Raw genomic sequence first — 20426 nt, 5'->3', positions numbered from 1 at the left:
TTTCATGGGGGAGAGGAAACGCTAACCGCCGAGGTCGCGACCCTGGAAAGCTTGGGTTCCTCGCCCCCACAACGTGGGGGAGAGGTGGCTCGGCGAAGCCGAGACGGAGAGGGGGAAATCGTAAAACGCGATAGAACGAAAGCCTTAGCGGCGGGCCTTCTCATGCGCCAGATACTGGTGGACGAAGGCGATCGCCATGCTGCCCTCGCCGACGGCCGAGGCCACCCGCTTGACCGGGCTCAGCCGCACGTCGCCGCAGGCAAAGATGCCGGGCGCGCTGGTTTCGAGCAGATAGGGGTCGCGCTCCCGCGACCAGCCGCCCGCCTTCTTCACATCGTCGCCGGTCAGCACATAGCCGCGTTGATCACGCAGGACATCGGCCGGCAGCCATTCGGTCTCCGCATTGGCGCCGATGAACACGAACAGCCCGCCGCATTCGTGCCGGCTCACCTCATTGCCGGTCTTGTCCAGAATGTCGATCGCCGTCAGATGCGTCTCGCCATGCACCGCCTGCACTTCCGCGCGCAGCCGGACCTTGACGTTCGATTTTGCCCGGAGCTGCTCGATCAGATAATGCGACATCGAGTCGGCCAGCGACGGACCGCGCACCAGCAGCGTCACGTTGCGCGCATGGCCGGAAAAATGCAGCGCCGCCTGGCCGGCCGAATTGCCGGCGCCGATCAGATAGACATCCTGCCCATGCGTGGCGTTGGCCTCGCTGCGCGCCGCGCCGTAATAGACGCCCTTGCCGATCAGCCGGTCGAACCCGTCTATGCCAAGCCTGCGCCAGGTCACGCCGGTGGCCAGGATGAGGCTGCGCGCCCGCACCACATCGGTGCCGTCGAGATGGAGATCATGCGTGGCCGTATCGAATGCCGGCGACCGCGCGGGTGACCAGGATTTCGGCGCCCAGCCGCCGCGACTGCTGCAGCGCGCGGCTGGCCAGCTCGTCGCCGGAAATGCCGGAGGGAAAACCCAGATAGTTCTCGATGCGCGACGATGTTCCCGCCTGCCCGCCAGGCGCCTCGCGCTCGACGACGATGGTGCGCAGCCCTTCCGATGCGCCATACACCGCAGCCGCAAGGCCGGCCGGCCCGCCGCCGATGATGGCGACATCATATTCGGTGCCGCGCGGCCGCGTCTGCAGGCCAAGGCGAATGGCAAGATCGCGCACGGCCGGGTTTTCCATGATCTCGCCGTCCGCCAGCCGCGCGACGGGTCCGTCGAACGCCGGCCGGCCAGCCCAGAACGCCTCGGCATCCGCCGTGTCGGGCAACAGCCAGTTGAACGAGATCTGGTTGCGGGCCAGGAACCGGCGCAGCTCTCCGCACGCCGTGTCCCAGCGATGACCGACCAGCGTGACGCGCGGCTGCTGCGGCTCGGCCGTGATGCTCTGCAGCCCGCCCATCCGCTCGCGCGCCAGCGCGCTGACCTTCTGCGCCACATCCTTCGAGACCGCGGCGAGAGAATAATATTGCTGCAGCTCGAGGCGCATGACGCGCGACGGCTCGGCGGCGCGATAGCCGCCCGGAAACCCCGAGCCCAGCGCAATCGGCACCTCGCCGAAGATCGTGCCCGGCAACCGCCAGCCCAGCGTCCGCTCGATACCGTCAAAAGTCTTCACGACTTCGATCTTGCCGGCCAGCACCGCAAACAGCGCGGCCTCGCCGCCCTCGTGTACCGCGAACTCACCGGCGCTGAGATGCAGATCCGCCGCCGTCCGCGCCAGCCGCTCCATCTCGCCCGCTGGCAACCCCGAAAACAACGGGATCGCTCCCACTTCATCAACTGTCAGCATGGCACCCCTCGCGGGATGCTGTTAGCGGATTTTTGCGGGTGTGATCAATGGGAAATGGGAGGAGTCTTGCTTTGGTGGACGGAGGCCAGTGCCTAGCCTTTTGCCGCCGCCCGTGCGAAGCTCCTCCGCTAGAAAAGCTGTCAGGTCTCCAAGTTCCTCGCGCCGTATTCGTGAACCGCGAAGAGAAACACACCCAACCGCGTTTCCCGTCGCATAGTCGAAAAGGTTGCGCCCAAATTGCTATTCCCAATGGACCTTTTACGATAGGGGCCTATCGTGCGGTTTCCCCATCGTGATTCCGAACATATGCGTAGCCGATCGACCATGAGCCACCACGAGATGCATAAATCTGCGGCGGGACCGCACATCTTCCGCAAGGATGCCACACTCGATCGCTTGGCGGAGCAGTTCAACGTTGCTCAATTCGTGAGCTTCGCGCCCACGGCCAAAGGACCGCTCCAGCAGTATTGCCGTATTGTCGATATGCCCGCCAACATACCATTCGAATCGGTCAACGCTGCGCTTCACTACTTGTTCGAAAGAAGCGGAGAGGGGACGGTGAATATTCGCAGCTTCAGTGAAACACAGACGCAGAGCCGCGAGTTTCTGTACGGGTTAAGGAGTGTGGACGAGGTACAGAGCGCGCTTGGACGATTAGCCGCGGAGGGCTGCTTCACGATCGTCAACGAAACGATCGACGTTAGTGATGGCGGTGTCTCCGGGGTCGCGATGGACGGGTTAGTCGAGTTCCGGCCTGATGCAACACCTCGCGGAGTTGAACGCCCGGGCTTTGCGAGTTTGCCTCTTGAATGGGCTAAGTCGATCCTCAACATCGTCTATGGGTTTGAACCCGAAATCAATGCAGGTCTTATAGGGAGGCTTGAGTTCAGCCTTCACCCAAGGCCGCACGGCTGGAGGAAAGCCCACGTCATCCACTGGGAGTTCGGTCCGTCGACCGACATTGAGCGACAAGCCGAGCCTGCCTGGCCAAACGATTTCAGCCGCATGATCGGCGACAAGGTTTATGGTCTGTTGATTGCCGACTTTCTTGGCCTTCCAGTCCCTAGAACAACTGTCATTTGCCGTCGGATCGCACCATTCTCATTTGGTCGGGACACAGGCTCGGCCGAGCAGTGGATCAGGACAAGTCCGTTCGAGCAGATCCCAGGTAAATTTACGACGGCGCGCGGCTGGCAGGATCCATTTCGTCTGCTTCAATTGGAAGATCCTGGACACAATCTTATTGCTTCTGTGCTTGCGCAGCAAAGTGTACCGGCCCATTGGTCGGGGGCCGCTCTTGAGGATGCTTCCGGAAAACTGATCGTTGAAGGTACGGTTGGGTCGGGCGAGGCGTTCATGCTCGGTACAGCGGCGCCACAATCCCTCCCCGGAGAAGTTTCGGCGGCCGTCCATTCTGCCCATCGCCGTTTAAGGTCAGTACTCGGACCAACACGATTCGAGTGGGCATTCGATGGGGAACGATTGTGGGTATTGCAATTGCATCGGGGCGCAAGTCCCACCGAGGGTGCGTCTATTGTTCCTGGTGACGCAGCTAACTGGCTTGTCTTCGAAATCGACCGCGGTCTCGAAGCGCTTCGCGAGCTGATTTCGATCTTACCAGAAAATACGGGATTAATCCTTGACGGTCAGGTGGGGCTTACCAGCCACATCGCTGACGTCCTTCGGAAGGCGCAGGTGCCCTCCAGGATCAATAATTTACCAAAATCAGTGCAGATTGATTCGTAGCAAAAAAAGTGAACAAATCAGGAACAAATGTGATATCGATTGCTAATCAGTCATTGCGATCGAAACAGCGAGAGAGGTAATTGAATGGCTTACACCGCAGTGCTCGAAGCCCGTCGTGAAGCTGAAGGCAAGTTCCAGATTCTTGCTGAGGGGTTACGTTTGAAGGAAGAGCAGGAAAAGCGATCCGCGCAAGCGGCAGAAGCCGCTGGCCAAGGGCAAACAAAGCCTGAGGACCGGAAATAACTGCGGATGATGTACGCCAAGGGCGACTATCGCCGACAGGTTATGGTCAACGATACGCAGGGGACCGATTATCGGCCGCCCTTCATGCGCGATTACGGCCGGATCATCCACAGTGCAAGCTTTCGGCGCCAGCAGGGCAAGACACAGGTCTTTCCAGGGCACGAATCCGATTTCTTCCGAAATCGGCTTACTCATTCCCTCGAAGTAGCTCAGATTGCAGAAGGTATAGCCGACCGCATAAATCACATGCACCGTTCGGACATGGGCGACCACAAGATTGACGGTCGGCTCTGCGCCGCCGCTGGATTGGTCCATGATATCGGCCACCCTCCCTTCGGCCACAACGGCGAACGAGCACTTGATGCGGCCATGCGGCAGTATGGGGGGTTTGAGGGCAACGCTCAAACTCTTCGGATTCTCAGCCGCCTAGAGAAGAAAGTTCGCTATTCTAAACCCGTTGCGGGTGATGACAGGGCGGGCATGAACTTATGCCTGCGAACATTAGCATCCATTCTAAAATACGACAACGAAATAGCGCAAAAGCGGCCTAAAGAAGACAAGGTCAAAAAAGGGTATTATCGCTCTGAACGACCGATCGTCAACGAAATCAAGAAGAGAGTACTGAGGAATAGCCCCCTACCGGCTGATACCACATTCAAGACGATCGAATGTTCGATCATGGATTTGGCCGATGATTTCGCGTACTCGGTCTACGATCTGGAAGATTCACTAAAAGCGGGCTTCCTCACGCCAGCTGGGATACTGGCCTCCAGCAGCAGACTACTGCAAAAGGTAGCAGCGGCGGTCACGAAGCAGCTCGAACGAGAATGTTCCGCAGCTCAGGTCAGCGCAGTGTTCGCACAGGTCTTCGAAGGAATCGTTTCATACGGAGAGCAAGTCCCGACACACGCGGATGCGGTGCTCACGTTTGCAAAGGCCTATGAAAGCTCGCAGCAGCTAAGCGAGGACAGCTATTACCGCACGAGGCTCTCGAGTGCCTTGGTCCACGAATTCATCGGCGGGGTTAAGTTCGAGCTGAACACAGAGCATCCGGCACTTTCCAAAGCCTATATAGATGGAGACTTGGAGATGAAGGTCGAGGTTCTCAAGCAGTATACTTATGTGGCCATGATTTACAGCGCACGGGTGAAGCTGGGCGAATATCGTGGCTTCCAGCTAGTGACCGATATTTTTGAAGCGCTGATGGGCGATAAGGGCGATCTGCTGATGCCCGAAGATGTGAGGCAGCGCTTTCTCGCGACACCAGAGAAGAACAAAGCGAAGCGAGCTAGAACGGTTTGCGACTATGTGGCAGGCATGACTGATAGGTATGCCATGGAGTTCTGGGCGCGCCTGAAATCTGACGCTGCCGAGAGCATGTTCAAACCGATCTGAGCCAAACATGTGGGTCACAACATCCCATTTCTCAGCGCAGGATTGGCCTTGAACTACGCAGGCTACCGCTAGCCAAGGCCTTATGTAGCTAATCACCTCACCACTATCTTCTTATCGCGCGCCACCACAGGCATACCTTCGAGCGTCAGTTCCAGCACGAGGTTTTAACGGGCATCGCGGAAATGGTGGCTACACGGGCCGACCGCATCGCCCCTCGACATAGCACGGCCGCAGCGGCACCTTGCCGCCGCCGTCCGGCAGGTCCAGCATGGGTTTGCAGATGCCCGACAGGTGCGCGTGCAGCGCGCCGGCCGGTTCCTGGCCCTCGGCGATGGTGGTGCGCTGGTGCGCCATGATATGCGCGAGATCGCCGTGGTGAAGGCGCCCGCCAAGAATCGCGGCTCAACAGCATTCCTGATCGGCAGCGGCGAGAATTACGCCTCGGCGATCATGGCGATCGAGATCTTGAGCCCGGGCATGCGGACAGGGAGCTTGGCGCCTTGCCGTGCCGGCGGATCGGTCGGAAACCACTTCACCCATTCTTCGTTCATGCCGGCAAAATCATCCTCGTCGGCGAGGATGACGGTGGCGCTGACGGCCTTGTCGAGCGTCGTTCCGGCGGCCTTCAGGATTGCCGCGATATTGCGCAGGGCCTGCGCTGTCTGCTCTTGTATCGTCTCGCCGACAATCATGCCCGTCGCCGCGTCGTAGGCGGCGGTCCCGGAGACAAACACCAGCCCCGCGCATTTTACCGCGTGGCTGTAAACGGGTGGGGCTTTGGGGAGATCATCACCAGATACGATGGTCCGCGACATGTCGATGCTCCTCTTCTGGTGATTGTCTGCCTGCGCCCGACAACAATCAAGTCGACCGGAGAGCCCTTGGCCGAATTGGCGACAGGCTCGAAAGCGCCCGCCTCAGCTGCGCCGGTGCGCCACGGTCTCTGCTACTCCCCCACCACCTCCGCATACACCCTCACCGCTCCATCCTGCCCGCGTATCCGCCAGCTCTCCCCGTCCCGCGCCTCGACATAGCACGGCCCGATCGGCACCTTGCCGCCGCCGTCCGGCAGGTCCAGCACGTAGACGGGGTTGCAGATGCCCGACAGGCGCTGGCGCAGCACGGCGACCAGCGCCTGGCCTTCGGCGATCGTGGTACGCCGGTGCGCCATGCCGCGCGCGAGGTCGCCATGGTGCAGGTAATAGGGTTTGACGCCCAGCCGATACATCAGCTCGCGACACAGCTCCTCCAGCGCCTCGACCGTGTCGTTGACGCCCTTCAGCAAAACGCTCTGGTTGAGCAGCACGAAGCCGCCTTGCCTCAGGGTACGGCAGGCTTGCTCGGTGGCGTCGTTGATTTCCCGCGCGTGGTTGAAGTGGGTGACGACGCTGACCATCAGCCGGCCCTGCAAGGAGCGGACCAGCCCGGCCGTGATGCGCGAGGGCAGCGCCACCGGCACGCGCGTATGGATGCGTAAGAGCCGCACGTGCGCGATGGCCTCGATGCGGGCGCGGATTTCGGCCAGCGCCTTGTCCGGCAGGGAGAGCGGATCGCCGCCGGTCAGGATCACCTCGCGAATTTCCGGGTGCGCCTCGATATAGGCGAAGGCCGGCTCCAGCGCCTCGCGCGTATAGCCGCGGCCGATCGAGGTCAGTGACTCCTTGCGAAAGCAGAACCGGCAATAGACCGCGCATTGATAGGTCGGGAACAAAAGCACCCGGTCGGCATGGCGATGCGTCAGGCGCGGCGCCGGGCTGAACTCATGGTCGGCGATCGGGTCGTCGAGCTCGCCCTCCGCTTCCGCCAGCTCCCGCGGCGACGGGATGACCTGCGCCCGGATCGGATCGGCGGGGTCGTCCCAGTCGATCAGGTCGAGATAGGCTTTCGGGATGCGCACCTTGTGGCGCGCGGCTGCCGCTTGCGCCGCCGCGCGCTCGCCCGGTGACAGCGGCAGTGAATCCAGATCGCGCGCATGGCGCACGCCCTGGCGGACATCGTCCTGCCAGGCAGCGTCGCCGCGTGGCTCGACCGGTGCGTCGGATGCATCGTCGATGTCGAGGTGTGAGGTCATCGAAGGCTCCTTGAATTCGGGCTGGATACAGCATTGGCGCCGGGCCTTGAAGGCAATAAGCGTTGCTGGATGACGGGAAGGCCGCGCGCAGCGCTGAAGCTGCCGATCTCCCCCCTCGTGGGGGAGATGTCCGGCAGGACAGAGGGGGGCGCGAAGGAACGCCAACCTGGTTCCATCCGCGACCAGGCTGGAGCGCTGCGCATCTTCTGAACGCGCAAGGGAGACTCTGAACCAATGCGGCAGAATAACCCGAAGAAGCATAGCGATAGATTGAGAGAGGTCGGAGGGACAGCGCCCCCCTCTGCCCTGCCGGGCATCTCCCCCACAGGGGGGGAGATCGGCAGCTTCAGCACCGCTTCCGCCGCTTGCCGGATTACCAGCCTTGCGCCGCCCACGAACCCATAGGCGTTCACGCCCAATGGTATTAGTCTGCCCCTCAGGGAACGGGCTTTGGGGGACTTGGCGAACAATGGATTTCAACTCTGGCCATGGCTACCTCCTCATCGGCGGCCTCATCCTGATTGGCGCCGGGTTGCTGGTGCTGTCGCTGATCGTCAACCTTCGCGTCGCCCACAGCGTGCGCGACGACGTCCGCCATCGCGAAAAGCTGCTCGAATATTATCGCAACATCTTCTCGCAGCTCGGCGTCATCCTGATCGGCATCGGCGTTTCCCTGTTCATCTTCTTTTTCCAACAGAATTATCAGGACCAGCGTAGGCGCGAGACGGAACTGCAGCAGGTTCTGGCCAAGCTGGCGGCGCGCATTGCCAGGGGCAGCGCCGTCGCCGGATCGCTTGGCGAATTCGACGGGCTGCTGGATCAGGGCGGCCCCTATGTCAGTCCGGAAATTGGCGGCAAGAACGCGGCGGTCAGCGCCCAGGGCGCCGCGCTCGCCAAGCAGGTCTCGGAGATTCTGCTGGTCGAGCGCGATGTCGATGTTCAGGGGTTCGAGATCCTCAATCTGTCGCGCGATTTCGAATCGTCCTTCGTCGTCAACGAGCTCAACCCGACGCTGTGGTTCAACCTCGTGCGCGACGAGGCCGACATCAAATACGCCACCACGCAGATCGCCCTCGACTACAAGGATTTGCAGGACGCCATCGGCGGCGAGCCGGTCGATGTCGCGGTCGCCAATCCCGAAAAGGAGCGCAGGATCAAGCAGGAGATGCTCGACATCTTCTATGACGCCGATCTGCTGCGCCAGCGCAGCCGGCGCTTCCTCGCCCGCGCTTGCTGGCTGTTCAGCCAGGGGCGCGGCTTCGTCAAGCTGGCGCCGGTCGAGGCGATCGAAGCCGATGCCAAGTCGCATCAGGAATGGATCGACCGGGCAAAACCCGTCCTGACGCAAATGACCTCGGGCAGCGGCGATTGCTTCAAATTGCTCCAGTTCGGCCCGGCATCCTGAACCGGCCGTCAGCCTGGCTAATCGCCGACACGCGCGAGCGTGCCGAGATGATTGGCGTCGAGAAATTCCACCGTCATGGCCGACGCCTTGCCGTCAGGGCCGAGGACAAAGCTTACGCCGGACGGTGCGTCGGGCGTCTCGGCGTCCGGATAGGTCAGGAACATGTCGCGGTCGAAATGCTCCAATGAATAGGACCGGGCGCCGCCCGGCCCGAGTTTGAGCACCAAAGCGTCTCCTTCACCCGACACAACCGCGTCGCCGATGAAGTCGTTGAAATAACGGCCTGTATAGGTGCTGGCGGGCCCGGCTGGGCTTGCCGGAGACGACGGCGCGGCATAGGTCGCCTTGGCCGCCGCGACCGCCGGGCCGAACAGGCTCGCATAGGCATCGTCCCATGCCTTGACCCAGTCCTTCTCGACCGTTCCGTCAAAGGCCATGTCGGCGAAGCTCTCGGACAGGCCTTCCGGCACGCCTGTCGAAAAGGCATTGGCGACAACCACGATGCCAAGCTTCTGCTCGGGAAAGAGTGTCACCAGCGTGCGGGCGCCAACGCTGAAGGCGCCGGCATGGCCCCAGCTCAGGCCATGCCGGCCGAATTCGACATTCCAGCCAAGGCCATAGAAGGACTCGCTGCCGGAGACCGGGTTCCTGCCCCGCGTCATCAGGGGAACATGCGTCTCGGCCAGCGCATCGGCGGCTATCAGCGGCTTGCCGTCATAAACGCCGTTGCCGAGCACCAGCCGCACCCATTGCGAGAGATCGCGCGCGGTGGAACTGACACCGCCCGCCGGCGCCTGCGCGTCCGGATCGCGCTTTATCCTGGCGGCCCAGACGCCATCGGCCTTGACGTGCAGTTCGGCGCGGTTGGCGTGCTTGAGGAAGTCCGCATAGCGCGAACTGGTCGAGGTCATTCCAAGCGGACGATAGAGCTTTTCCTCGGCGACCTCCTCCCAGGGCTTGCCCGTCGGCTTCGCGGCTGCGGTGGCGCCTTCGGTCAGGCCGAAATTGCTGTAGGAATAGCCGGCGCGAAAGCTCGACAAGGGCGGCACGAAGCGCAGCCGATGCAGGATCTCGGCGCGGTCGTAGCCGATGCTCTCGAGATCGTCGCCGGCGGTGCCGGGCAATCCGCTGCGGTGCGAGAACAGGTCGCGAACCGTCAGTTCGCTGGTCGGATAGGGATCGGCGAGCCGGAACGCCGGATCGAGGTCGGCAATCCTGGAATCCCAGGAAACGATCTTCTCGCCGACCAGCGCCGCCACGATCGTGGCCGAGACCGGCTTGGAAAGCGAGGCGATCTGGAACACCGTGTCGGCGTCGACGGCCTCCGGCTTGCCGGCTTGGCGACGCCCGAACCCCTTGAGGAAGACCACCTTGTCGTCATGAACGACGCCGATGGCGAGACCAGGCACCCCACCATCCGCGACGACGCCTTCGGCGAGCGCCTCGAGCTTCGACAAAGCAGCAGCCATGCGATCAGGCGCGATGTCTTCGGCCGACGCCGCATGCGGCCAAAGCACGATGGCGGTGATGAAAGCCCAAATCCGCCAATGGCGCAGAGTCCGGTTCAGTCGCATGGTCGAGCCCCCTTCGGATCGCCTGCATGCACGCGGCCATGTCCGGGCCCTGACGCAGGGGAACCTAACCTGACAACCGGCCTGCCATCCGTCAATGGATGCTGGGGCCAAGCCAGGCCAAAGCGGTTTGCACGAATGTCAGAGCGTGCGTTTGAATGCGGTGACCAGGATGTCCCCGCCGCCGAGATCGGTGTTGAGGATGTCCGAGGCCCACAAATCATATTGCGGGCAACGTCCGAAGCTGAGCGCCTGATAGAGGGCGACGGCATGCTTCATGAAGTCCGCGGTGTGCAGGCCGATGGTCCCATACCCTTCCCGGCGCGCACGATCGATACAGTATTCGATCAGGCTGCGGCCGAAGCCGCGCCCGCGTGCTGACGGATGCACCGCGAGCGTGCGGATACCTGCCCAGCCTGCCGGCAGTCCGAGCCCCTCGTCGCCGGCATTCGGGTAGTAGACGACGCTGCCGACGACCTTGCCGGCGCTTTCAAGCACCATGATGTCGCCGTGGCCCTTGTGCTGTTCGAGATCGGCGGAGACCGCGATATATTCGAACAGTGCCCGGTCCGGGATCGCGCCCCGATAGGTCTCGAACGCCCTGGCGATCATGACCGAAAGATCCGGAAGTTGCCTGCCGGTCGCCGGCCGGATGATGGTGGTGTTGTTCTCAAGCATGGTCATGTCAAGCATGTCTGGGTTCCTCGTCTCGTCTTCAGTCCTGGCGGAGCCCCGGCCTGATCAGCTCGAAGAGCCGCCAGGCGTTGACGGGCAGCAGCGTCAACCCATCAGGATGAGCGGCAGGCTGCCGATCAGCGTGCCATGGGCCAGGAAGCGTTTTGCTCCTCTTCAAGCCATTGACATGATTTGAGCGACGCGCTGAATGAAATTGATCACGTTCAAGCCGATCTGGATGGGGATGACGTTGGTTGGATCGTCATCCCGCAACGCTGGCACTTGTTCCGTCAGCGCCCGCGTGATCGCCCAACGCGTCCATTCTGCTTCATGATGATCTCGCGATGCGGATAGGGGATGCTTATGCCGTTTTGCTTGAACGTGTCCCATAGCGCCAGCAACACCCTGCCGCGCACATTGGTCAGACCTTGCTGAGGGTCATGGATCCAGAAGCGCAGGACGAAATTGAGCGAGGACTCGCCGAAGTCCGTGAGCCAGCAGACCGGCCGCCGGTCCGCTTCGACCCGGCCGACGCTCATGGCGGCTTCTATCGCCAGCTCACTGACCTTGTGCGGGTCGGCGTCGTAAGAGACGCCGAAATTCACGTCGAGCCGCACGAGGTTGTCGCTGAACGACCAGTTGATGACCCTTTGGGTGATGAAGTCTTCGTTCGGGATCAGGTATTCGCGGCCGTCGCGCGTGACCACCGAGACAAACCGCGCCCGCAATTCGCGCACCCAGCCGAAGGTGCCTTCGAGTGAAATGGTGTCGCCCGGCTTGATCGACTTGTCGAGAAGGATGATCACGCCGGAGACGAAATTGGAAACGACCTTTTGCAGCCCGAAAGCCAGGCCGACGCCGACGGCGCCGGAGAATATCGTCAGGGCCGTCAGGTCGAGACCGACGGCAGAAAGAGCGATGGCACCCGCCACCAGCACCAGGCCGACCTTGGCGACCTTGCCGACGAGGACGCGGATCGAAGGTGTCAGCTCCTCGGAGATCCGGACACGCTCATCGATATACCTGCCGACGACCACCGCGAGCCAAACCGTGGCGATCAGCAACAGCGCCGCTTTCAGCACCATGAGGGCCGAAAGGCGAACCGCTCCCAAAGGTATCGCGAGACTGTCCAGGAAAACGGCGGTTTCGTCATCGATGCCCAGGATGACAAGGGCCGCATAGATCCAGGTCAGCCAGCCGAGAGCCCGCGCGACAAAGCGGTTGCGGATGATGCGCGACAGCACCGACGCGAACAGCCACGCCAGCGATAGCGAGAGCGCGATAGTGATGAAATGGCTCCGGCTTGGCCAGGTGACGGCCCGCATCAGAACGAGCGCGGCAAGCAGGAAGACTGCGAACAGGATCCAGTCGGTGCGCCGCAACAGCGCAACGACGACTCTCAACAGTCCGGGATGCCCCTTGATCTGGCGTGCCCGGTTCTCCAGGAGCGGCTCGACGCGCCGCGCCGCGAGCTTCGCTGCGAGGAAGAGCGCACCGATGATTGCGACCTGATAGAGAAACCACGGCGTGGCGGCATAGTCGAACCATTCGCTGGCCCAGGCCAGCGATCTATCGATGGCGTCGCGAAAATCCATTGCCACACGACCGTTATGGATTGGCTGACAGCAACTCGCCATCCACAATGTCGCCGGCCTCGCGAATGGTCAAGCCGACGAACTGGGCGCCTTCCAGCGCCGGTGCTCTGTACCTCAGCTCCGCAATCCCGGCGCTTCCTGCCCGGTGCGCTCGACATATTCGGTATAACCGCCGCCATAGGTGTGGATCCCCTCCGGCGTCAGTTCCAGCACGCGGTTGGAAAGCGCCGCCAGGAAATGCCGGTCGTGCGAGACGAACAGCATGGTGCCCTCGTACTGCGACAGTGCGTTGATCAGCATCTCCTTGGTGGCGATGTCCAGATGGTTGGTCGGCTCGTCCAGCACCAGGAGATTGGGTGGGTCGAACAGCATCAGCGCCATTACCAGCCGGGCCTTCTCGCCGCCCGACAGCACCCGGCATTTCTTCTCGATCTCGTCGCCGGAAAAGCCGAAGCAGCCGGCCAGCGCCCGCAGCGGCGCCTGGCCTGCCTGCGGAAACGCATCCTCCAGCGTCTGGAACACGGTGCGCTCGCCCTCCAGCACTTCCATGGCGTGCTGGGCGAAATAGCCCATCTTGACGCTCGGGCCCCGCGCCACCGTGCCATTGTCGGGTGCGGAAGCGCCCGCCACCAGCTTCAGGAGCGTCGACTTGCCGGCGCCATTGACGCCCATGATGCACCAGCGCTCGCGCCGCCGCACCTGGAAGTCCAGCCCGGCATAGATGGTGCGGCTGCCATATCCCTTGTGCACATTCTTCAACGTCACTACGTCCTCACCGCAACGCGGCGCCGGCTGGAACTCGAAATTCACGATCTGGCGGCGCTTGGGCGGCTCGACACGGTCGATCTTGTCCAGCTTCTTCACCCGGCTCTGCACCTGGGCGGCATGCGAGGCGCGCGCCTTGAAACGCTCGATGAAGGCGATCTCCTTGGCCAGCATCGCCTGCTGGCGCTCGAACTGCGCCTGCAGCTGCTTGTCGGCGATCGCCCGCTGCTGCTGGTAGAACTCGTAGTTGCCGGAATAGGCGGTAAGCGAACCGGCGTCGATCTCTACCACCTTGTTGACGATGCGGTTCATGAACTCGCGGTCGTGCGAGGTCATCAGCAGCGCGCCCTCATAACCCTTCAGGAACTGCTCCAGCCAGATCAGGCTTTCGAGGTCGAGATGGTTGCTCGGCTCGTCGAGCAGCATGACGTCGGGGCGCATCAACAGGATGCGGGCAAGTGCGACACGCATCTTCCAGCCGCCGGACAGCTTGCCGACATCGCCGTCCATCATCTCCTGCGAAAAGCCGAGACCGTCGAGCACTTCGCGGGCGCGGCCGTCCAGCGCATAGCCGTCGAGTTCCTCGAAGCGGTGCTGCGCCTCGCCGTAGCGGGCGATGATGTCGTCCATCTGATCGGCCTGGCCAGGGTCGCCCATGGCGTGTTCGAGCTCGCGCATCTCGGCCGCCACCGCGCTCACCGGCCCGGCGCCGTTCATCACTTCGGCCACCGCGCTCAGCCCCGCCATGTCGCCGACATCCTGGCTGAAATAGCCGATGGTGACGCCGCGATCGACCGAGACCTGGCCTTCGTCGGGCTGCTCCTGCCCATTGATCATGCGAAACAGCGTCGTCTTGCCGGCGCCGTTGGGTCCGACGAGGCCGACCTTCTCGCCCTTCTGCAAGGCGGCCGACGCCTCGATGAAGACGATCTGCCGGCCGTTCTGCTTGCTGATATTTTCGAGACGTATCATGCTTCCACGCGAGGCTTCAGGGAATTTCCCCGCGCCTTACGCGATCGGCCGCGCCAGAGGAAGCCCGCAAATCATGAATGCCTGCGCCAAATCGCCCGAAGCCGGACAGGTCAGCCGCTAGCGTTGCCCGCGCCGTTAGAGCTGCCGGCAAATTCGATGATCAGCTTCTCGTACTCTTCCATCGCCGGCAGCGCCTCGTAACTGTGCACGGCCGGCGTGCTGGCCCAGGGCAGTTTCTCGCTTGTCCAGGTCTCGATGAACGGGGTGAACCAGCTGGGGTCGTCGAGCATGGTCGGGCGCAGATTGACGAACCAGTCCAGCCCTTCCGACCGCGTGAACATCCAGCTCATGCAGTAGGCGCAGAAGAAGTGATGCGAGGCGCCGTGCAGCCCGCCGATCACCGGCTCGCCCTGCGTGACGGCAAACGCCTCGGACGGGATGGCGGCACTCAGCGAATAGGCGCTGGCCGACATACGCTGGCAGCCCGTGCAATGGCAGGCCATGGTCAGCAGTGGCGGCGCGGAAATCTTCAGGCGCACGCGTCCGCAGCGGCACCCGCCTTCGGCAGGCAAGGTCAGGTTTTTCACGCGGGGCTCCTCCAGGTCTTGCTTGCGAAACTCAGCCGCCGGTCAGCGCCTTCGTCGTCACCAGATTGACGCCGGCATCGGCGAAGGCGGCATTGTGCCGGGCGATGATCTGCGGCGCGGTCTCGCTGGCGGTATCGAGTGTGCTGTGGGCGTCGGAAACCACGGTGACGCCCAAGCCCGCAGCGAAGGCGCCCTTGACCGTCGCGGCCACGCAAAGATCGCTCTGTGCGCCGATGAGCACGACCTCGCCCGCGCCCTGCCCGGCCACCCATTCGCCAAGCGCTGCATTGCTGAAGGCGTCGCCCACGCTCTTGGCAAAGGTCGGCTCGTCGCCGGCCTGGCCAAGCGCCGGCCACACCGGCCAGCCCGGTTCGCCCGGCGCCAGCGGATCGCCCACCGGTCCGTCATGCCTGACAAAGGCTATTTTCCGCCCGCCGCGCCGCGCCCAGTCGATCAACGCGCGGGCGCGGTCGGCAATGCCCTCGGCATCATGAATCGGCGGCTCGGCGACGCCGTCGAACATGCCGGTCTGCAGGTCGATCACGATGAGCGGCGCGGTGGGTGCGGGGCTGGTCTCTGGCATGGTTTTTACATAGCACGGCAGGCAGGCCGATCAAGGATCAGTCAGTGTGGGCACGGCGATCGCAAGAGGCTGGCGTTCGAGGTGTGTAGAAATCCGCCTGCAGCAGCGCTAGCTTGGCCTGCTATCGGCACAGGGGCGAGTGCATGAACGAAGAACATACCGTGTTCCTGATCGGCGGCGGCGCGGGCGGCGACGAACAGGCGACGTTTGCGCTGCAAGATGTAGGAACAAGGTGCCGGCTCACTTGCAGCTATCGAAACAAGGTGATCGAGGCCGAGGAAGACGACTATTTCGAGGCCCTGTTCCAGATTCGTCAGGAACTCGAAGTCGATGGGCTGCTGCCCTTCTGTTACGGCGCCAGCGCAAATATCTATCCCGAAGGCGCGGTGACGCAGATGAGCCGCGGACTGACAGTCTGCAAGGTGAAAATGGGCCAGCCGCCTCAGAGAACTGATCTGGTCAACATATTTGCCGACGGCTACGACGTGGTGCCTGTGTTCGTCCGCATGCAACAGCAATTTTGGGATGCGTGGTTGGCCTCGCTGCCGTCATAATCGAAAGCGACCCGCCCTGCGCACCCTGGCCCTCCTTCAAATCCTCACCCAATGCCGCCCGTCACTGTATAAGCACCAGCGGCGCGCCCATCTTCAAGTCGCACGATGGCTGTGACGATCGAGCCATAGGACCCGCGCCAGACGCTGTGGATCCTCCGATGCTCCTCGACCGGAACCAATGCATTCCCGCTGAAGCGCGCGCCGGTTCGTTGCAGCTCGACGGGCTCGCCATTGACATGGACCTTCACGCTCGCGGCTGCGGCCACAGCCGCGTTGCCATCTAGGTCGAGCGTGATGGAAATCTCGTCCTTATTGTCTCTGTGCCGCGTCTCGACGGCAAGGGTGATGGTGAGCGGCGGCGCCTCGCCTGGCCCGATGCCACCGGGCTGCGCCGCAAACACATCATCGGGCAATTCCGGCGTGCGCGGCGGGCTGGTGCGGCGCTGGCCAGCCCGCTCGAAATCGCCAGCGAGGCATAGCAGCCTGGCGTCATCATATGCCTTGCCCGCGAAGGTCAGCCCGACCGGCATACCGATATCGGCCATCGTTCCCATCGGCACGGTGACGGTCGGGATGCCGAGATGCCGCCATACCAGATTGCCGTTGGCGACCCAGGTGCCGTTGCGCCAGGCAAGGGCTGCCGACGCCTCATTGACATCCGCGTCGGCCGGCCCGACATCCGCCACGGCCGGCAACACCACCGCGTCAAGTCCTTGCGCGTCCAGCCAATCCTCGAAATCGATCCGCCGCGTCGCCTCCAGGCCCTTCAGTCCCTCTTCCAGCCCGGGAATGTCCTCGAGCGGCGTCACGCCCAGCTTCGCCCGCTCGACATAGTCCGCCAGGTCGAAGCCATCGTCGCCATAGCGGTCCGGCAGCGCGCCCGGCGGCGGCGGAAAGATCTTTGGACCGTCGACCGAGGCGAGATCGGGGATGGCGTGGTCGGCATTCGCACGCAAAAAATCGTCCCAGGCAAAAACGCAGAGATCCCAGATTTCGCTATTGGCGAACTCTTTCGGCACCAGCCCGCGATCGACCATATTTTGCGCGCCGGGCCGGTCGCGCTCGTAGTTGGAGACGACGGGAAAATCGACTTCGACGACATCAGCGCCAAGCCGCCTGAGATCCATAGCCGCCCGCTCCCACAGCGCCAGCACCGACGCGCGGGTTTCGATCGGGGTGGTCGCTTCGGTATCGCGGCCGATATACATGCGGGGCACGCCAAGCCGCACGCCTTTGAGCGAGCCTTCGAGCTTCAGCCCGGTATAGCGTGGCGGCCGCACGGCCGAACTCTTCGGCAGTTCGATCCAGGGCTGCGTGCGCCAGAAATCACCCCTGGTCTCAGCATCGTCCGCCACGATCACGTCGAGCAGTTCCAGCATGTCGGCAACGCTGCGCGTATGCGGCACCACGACATCCATGGTCGGCACCAGCGGCCAGTTGCCGCGCACTGAAATGACTCCGCGCGACGGCGTGTAGGCGACCAGCGCATTGTTCGACGCCGGCGCCCGGCCGGACGACCATGTCTCCTCGCCGAGCCCGAAGGCGGCAAAACTGGCGGCGGTGGCGGTGCCGGAGCCGTTGGATGATCCCGAGGCGAAGGCCGCAGTCAGATAGTCGGCATTGTACGGGCTTTCGGCGCGGCCATAGACGCCGCGCTGCATGCCTCCATTGGCCATCGGCGGCATGTTGGTCAACCCGATCAGCACCGCGCCGCCGCCTTTGAGCCGCGCAATGGTGAAGGCGTCCTCATTGGCGATCAGATGCTCGAACGCCGGCGAGCCGGCAGCCACCGTCAGGCCTTTCACCTTGTAGCTGTCCTTGGCGGTGTAGGGGATGCCGTCCAGCGGCCCGAGCACGGCGCCTGCCCTGCGGCGCCGATCGGACGCGGCTGCCTCCTCGAATATGTCGGGGTTGAGTACGGGGACGGCGTTCAGCGCGATGCCGTGCCGGTCGTAATGCGCGATGCGCCTGAGATAGGCGCCGACCAGTTCAGCGCTGGTAACGGTGCCGTCCTCCAGCGCTTGCCGCAGATCGGCGATCGAGGCCTCGACGAGGTGGAGGTTGGGCATGATTGGTCGCGCTCCGTCACACCCCCTCTGCCCTGCCGGGCATCTCCCCCGCAAGGGGGCAGATCGGATGTCGCCTTCGTTTTTGCCGATCATCATCGTTGCAAGAATTGCGGCGACGCGGACGCTGCCAATCTCCCTCCTTGCGGGGGAGATGGCCGGCAGGCCAGAGGGGGGTGCCTGAGCGCCGCGCGGCGAAGCCCTCAATCCGGCGCGCCAGCAAACAGCACCACGCCGTCGCCGCCGGCAGCCGGCCAGTCCCTGATGGTGCGGTCGCCACCGCCGGTCAGCACCGTGCCGTCGGCGGCAAAGGCCACCGCGTAGATCGGGCCGGTCCGGCCGTCGAACATGGCGATCTCGTTGCCGCTGTCCATGTCCCACAGCCGCGCTGTGCCGTCCAGTGACCCGGAGGCGAGGCGCTTGCCGTCAGGAGATAGCGCCAGCGTATAGACGGTGCCGGAATGGCCGTCGAAGCGGCGTACCTCCTTGAAGCCGTCGAGATTCCAGAGCTTGATCGCATAATCGCCGCTGCCGGTGACCAGATGATGCCCGTCGGCAGTGAACACGGCGCCGTAAGTACCGCGCTCATGCCCGTGCCAGCTGCGCAATTGCTTGCCGCTGCCCAGATCCCAGAGCTTCAGCTCGCCATCGATGCTGCCGCTGATCGCGCGGCTGCCATCGGCTGAGACGGCAACTGAGCTGACCGACCAGCCGTGGCCTGGCAGCACGTGCAGCACGCTGCCCTTCTCGAGATCCCAGACGATCACCGTGCCGGTATCGTGGCCGCTGACCGCACGTTTACCGTCGGGGCTGATCGCCAGCTTGTTGACGCCGCCATTGCCGCCCGACGAGAAGACATGCAGCACCGCGCCGTCGGAAAGCTGGCGCTGCACGATCTCGCCATCGTCGCCGGCCGTCAGCGCGCTGACGCCATCGGGCATGAACAGCGCTGTCCGCGCCATGTCCTTGTGCACGCCGAGGGTGCGGATCAGGCGCTTGCCGCCAATGTCCCAGAGCTTGATCGTACGGTCGGTGCTGGCGCTCATGATCTGACGCCCGTCGGGCGCCACGGCCAGCCAGACGACGGCGTCGCGGTGGCCATCGGGCTCTGTCGGCAGCGGCGGCGCAGGCTGCGGCAGTGGCGCGACGGTCTCAGGTGGCGCGGCAGGCGGCGATATCGGGGCTGGCGGGGCAAGCGCGACCTCAGGTGGCTGCACTGGCGCAGCGGGCGCGGCGGCGGGTGGTGCCGGCCGGGCCGGCTCGGGCGGCGGCGTCTCGGCTGCCTGCTCAGGTAGCGAAGGTACCGGAACTGGCGCTGCTGCCGGCGGGTTTGCTGGCGGCGCATTGGCTATGTCCTGGCCCTTCGGTGCGCCTGGCGCGACCGCCTCGCCACCGGGGTTCGTGCCGGACCAGGGACCGAACCGATCGGCGACCAGCGCCAGCACTGCAACAACAGGCAGAACAAGGAAGACTTTCCGCAGGCGCGGCCTGCCGGCGTCTTGTGCGTCGGCCGCCCGTCCAAACAGTGGCGCTCCGGGCGCATGGCCCAGCCGTCCCGGCAACAGGTCGAGCCAGAACAGCATCGCGGCAACCGCCGAGACGATGCCGGTTGCGCAGAAGACAGCCAGACGCACCGAGGCGAAAGCCTCGCCGGCAGCCGCGCCGCCTTGCGCCAGATACACGGTAGCGAAGCAGGCCACGCCGATCGCCAGCAGGAGAACCGCAAGCAGCCTGTCGACAACCCTGTTCATCAGTCCCTCCCTCAGGCCGATTGTATCGGCCGTCCCCCTTGCTGTAGCCATTTCAACATCTTAGCCGAGTTCCTTGCCAAGCTGAGCTCTGAAAAAACAAGAGGCGACAAGATATTCTCATCAGGGATCTGGCCTCTCGGCCTTGAGAACAGACCGATGGCGGATCTACATAGTGGCGTGCAAATATCCGGATATGCAAGGCGCAGTTTCGGGGTCGTTCGCATGGCGCGGCACTGTTAGCGAGTTGCATAAAAACCGAACTCCCCAAGAATAGAAGGCAAGCACCGGCCGGCAAGGTTGACAGGAAACAGCAGTCTGACATTATCCGCATGGGATATATTGGAGAGCTTGACATGAAAAAGATTTATGAAAAGCCGACGCTGGTCAGAAAAGGCAAGCTGTCGGCGGTCACGGCCGCCAATGGCGCATCGGGTCCCATCATCATTGTCGAGTAAGCCCGACTGCGAGATCGTCCTGTACCGGCGCCGACGGTGTTTTCGACGGCAGGCTGGGGTTTTGTCGGTGGGAAATTTGCCGGAGGGTTCGGTATGAAAAAGATCTATGAGAAGCCGACACTTGTCAAAAAGGGCCGGCTCTCAGCCGTCACGGCCGATAACGGCGCTTCAGGCCCCGTACCAGCCTGATTACA

19 protein-coding genes and 1 pseudogene are annotated in these 20426 nt (G+C 63.2%); 7 read left to right on the top strand and 13 right to left on the bottom strand.

All coding sequences use genetic code 11. The features are described from left to right. Positions 1-144: 144 nt before the first annotated feature. Both C9427_RS35290 and C9427_RS35285 read right to left on the bottom strand, forming a co-directional pair. Positions 145-828 carry an NAD(P)/FAD-dependent oxidoreductase gene (locus C9427_RS35290; protein ID WP_280954165.1) on the bottom strand — a complete coding sequence of 228 codons (684 nt, stop codon included), beginning with the start codon at positions 826-828 and terminating at the stop codon, positions 145-147. Between the two features lie 25 nt (positions 829-853). Beyond that, positions 854-1798 (bottom strand): FAD-dependent oxidoreductase, encoded by a 945-nt coding sequence (locus C9427_RS35285; RefSeq protein ID WP_280954164.1) that lies wholly within the window; start codon positions 1796-1798, stop codon positions 854-856. Between the two features lie 324 nt (positions 1799-2122). Here C9427_RS35285 and C9427_RS31730 point away from each other — a divergent pair, with 324 nt between their 5' ends. The 3 genes from C9427_RS31730 (at position 2123) to C9427_RS31725 (ending at position 5182) form a co-directional block, all read left to right on the top strand. Beyond that, positions 2123-3544 carry a hypothetical protein gene (locus C9427_RS31730; RefSeq protein ID WP_245437246.1) on the top strand — a complete coding sequence of 474 codons (1422 nt, stop codon included), beginning with the start codon at positions 2123-2125 and terminating at the stop codon, positions 3542-3544. Between the two features lie 84 nt (positions 3545-3628). After that, entirely contained in the window at positions 3629-3787 is a 159-nt protein-coding gene (locus C9427_RS34300; protein ID WP_167434560.1) for a hypothetical protein, read from the top strand. Between the two features lie 6 nt (positions 3788-3793). Further along, positions 3794-5182 carry an anti-phage deoxyguanosine triphosphatase gene (locus C9427_RS31725; RefSeq protein ID WP_245437245.1) on the top strand — a complete coding sequence of 463 codons (1389 nt, stop codon included), beginning with the start codon at positions 3794-3796 and terminating at the stop codon, positions 5180-5182. A gap of 189 nt (positions 5183-5371) precedes the next feature. Here the strand turns inward: C9427_RS31725 and C9427_RS31720 are convergent. The 3 genes and pseudogenes from C9427_RS31720 to C9427_RS31710 all read right to left on the bottom strand — a co-directional run. Beyond that, a pseudogene (locus C9427_RS31720) lies at positions 5372-5563 on the bottom strand (KamA family radical SAM protein); the annotation flags it as partial. A 53-nt stretch (positions 5564-5616) separates the two neighbouring features. Continuing rightward, positions 5617-5997: a RidA family protein gene (locus tag C9427_RS31715; RefSeq protein WP_107652945.1), complete on the bottom strand. Its 381-nt coding sequence runs from the start codon at positions 5995-5997 to the stop codon at positions 5617-5619. 131 nt (positions 5998-6128) lie between these two features. Next, the gene (locus C9427_RS31710) at positions 6129-7253 is read right to left on the bottom strand and encodes a KamA family radical SAM protein (protein ID WP_107652944.1); all 1125 of its coding nucleotides are present in this window, start codon (positions 7251-7253) and stop codon (positions 6129-6131) included. Positions 7254-7722: 469 nt separating this feature from the next. On the opposite strand from C9427_RS31710, the gene C9427_RS31705 reads away from it, so the two are divergent. Further along, positions 7723-8658: a hypothetical protein gene (locus C9427_RS31705; RefSeq protein WP_107652943.1), complete on the top strand. Its 936-nt coding sequence runs from the start codon at positions 7723-7725 to the stop codon at positions 8656-8658. Positions 8659-8675: 17 nt separating this feature from the next. On the opposite strand, the gene C9427_RS31700 is transcribed toward C9427_RS31705, so the two are convergent. The 6 genes from C9427_RS31700 to C9427_RS31670 form a co-directional block, all read right to left on the bottom strand. Next, a complete protein-coding gene (locus C9427_RS31700; protein WP_107652942.1) occupies positions 8676-10232 on the bottom strand; it encodes a serine hydrolase in 1557 nt (518 codons plus the stop codon). A gap of 138 nt (positions 10233-10370) precedes the next feature. Further along, a complete protein-coding gene (locus tag C9427_RS31695; RefSeq protein ID WP_107652941.1) occupies positions 10371-10922 on the bottom strand; it encodes a GNAT family N-acetyltransferase in 552 nt (183 codons plus the stop codon). A gap of 272 nt (positions 10923-11194) precedes the next feature. Beyond that, positions 11195-12499 (bottom strand): mechanosensitive ion channel family protein, encoded by a 1305-nt coding sequence (locus tag C9427_RS31685; RefSeq protein ID WP_107652939.1) that lies wholly within the window; start codon positions 12497-12499, stop codon positions 11195-11197. 114 nt (positions 12500-12613) lie between these two features. Further along, positions 12614-14236, bottom strand: coding sequence for an ABC-F family ATP-binding cassette domain-containing protein (locus tag C9427_RS31680; protein ID WP_107652938.1), 1623 nt, complete (start codon positions 14234-14236; stop codon positions 12614-12616). Between the two features lie 110 nt (positions 14237-14346). After that, the gene (locus C9427_RS31675) at positions 14347-14823 is read right to left on the bottom strand and encodes a GFA family protein (protein ID WP_107652937.1); all 477 of its coding nucleotides are present in this window, start codon (positions 14821-14823) and stop codon (positions 14347-14349) included. Between the two features lie 31 nt (positions 14824-14854). After that, positions 14855-15406, bottom strand: coding sequence for an isochorismatase family protein (locus tag C9427_RS31670; RefSeq protein WP_107652936.1), 552 nt, complete (start codon positions 15404-15406; stop codon positions 14855-14857). Positions 15407-15549: 143 nt separating this feature from the next. Between C9427_RS31670 and C9427_RS31665 the strand changes: the two genes are divergently transcribed. After that, positions 15550-15960, top strand: a complete 411-nt coding sequence (locus C9427_RS31665) for a hypothetical protein (protein ID WP_107652935.1) — start codon at positions 15550-15552, stop codon at positions 15958-15960. A 44-nt stretch (positions 15961-16004) separates the two neighbouring features. On the opposite strand, the gene C9427_RS31660 is transcribed toward C9427_RS31665, so the two are convergent. Then, positions 16005-18029 carry an amidase gene (locus C9427_RS31660; protein ID WP_107652934.1) on the bottom strand — a complete coding sequence of 675 codons (2025 nt, stop codon included), beginning with the start codon at positions 18027-18029 and terminating at the stop codon, positions 16005-16007. Positions 18030-18229: 200 nt separating this feature from the next. Beyond that, positions 18230-19777: a WD40 repeat domain-containing protein gene (locus C9427_RS31655; protein ID WP_107652933.1), complete on the bottom strand. Its 1548-nt coding sequence runs from the start codon at positions 19775-19777 to the stop codon at positions 18230-18232. A gap of 353 nt (positions 19778-20130) precedes the next feature. On the opposite strand from C9427_RS31655, the gene C9427_RS31650 reads away from it, so the two are divergent. Together C9427_RS31650 and C9427_RS31645 are read left to right on the top strand one after the other, a co-directional pair. Continuing rightward, the gene (locus tag C9427_RS31650) at positions 20131-20232 is read left to right on the top strand and encodes a lasso RiPP family leader peptide-containing protein (RefSeq protein WP_107652932.1); all 102 of its coding nucleotides are present in this window, start codon (positions 20131-20133) and stop codon (positions 20230-20232) included. Between the two features lie 93 nt (positions 20233-20325). Next, complete coding sequence (locus C9427_RS31645) at positions 20326-20421, top strand: lasso RiPP family leader peptide-containing protein (protein WP_107652931.1); 96 nt, start codon at positions 20326-20328, stop codon at positions 20419-20421. Positions 20422-20426 lie beyond the last annotated feature (5 nt).

It is taken from the genome of Mesorhizobium helmanticense (genome assembly GCF_003034915.1).
Taxonomy (GTDB): Bacteria; Pseudomonadota; Alphaproteobacteria; order Rhizobiales; family Rhizobiaceae; genus Mesorhizobium; species Mesorhizobium helmanticense.
This window is presented reverse-complemented; position numbering and strand designations above follow the sequence as displayed.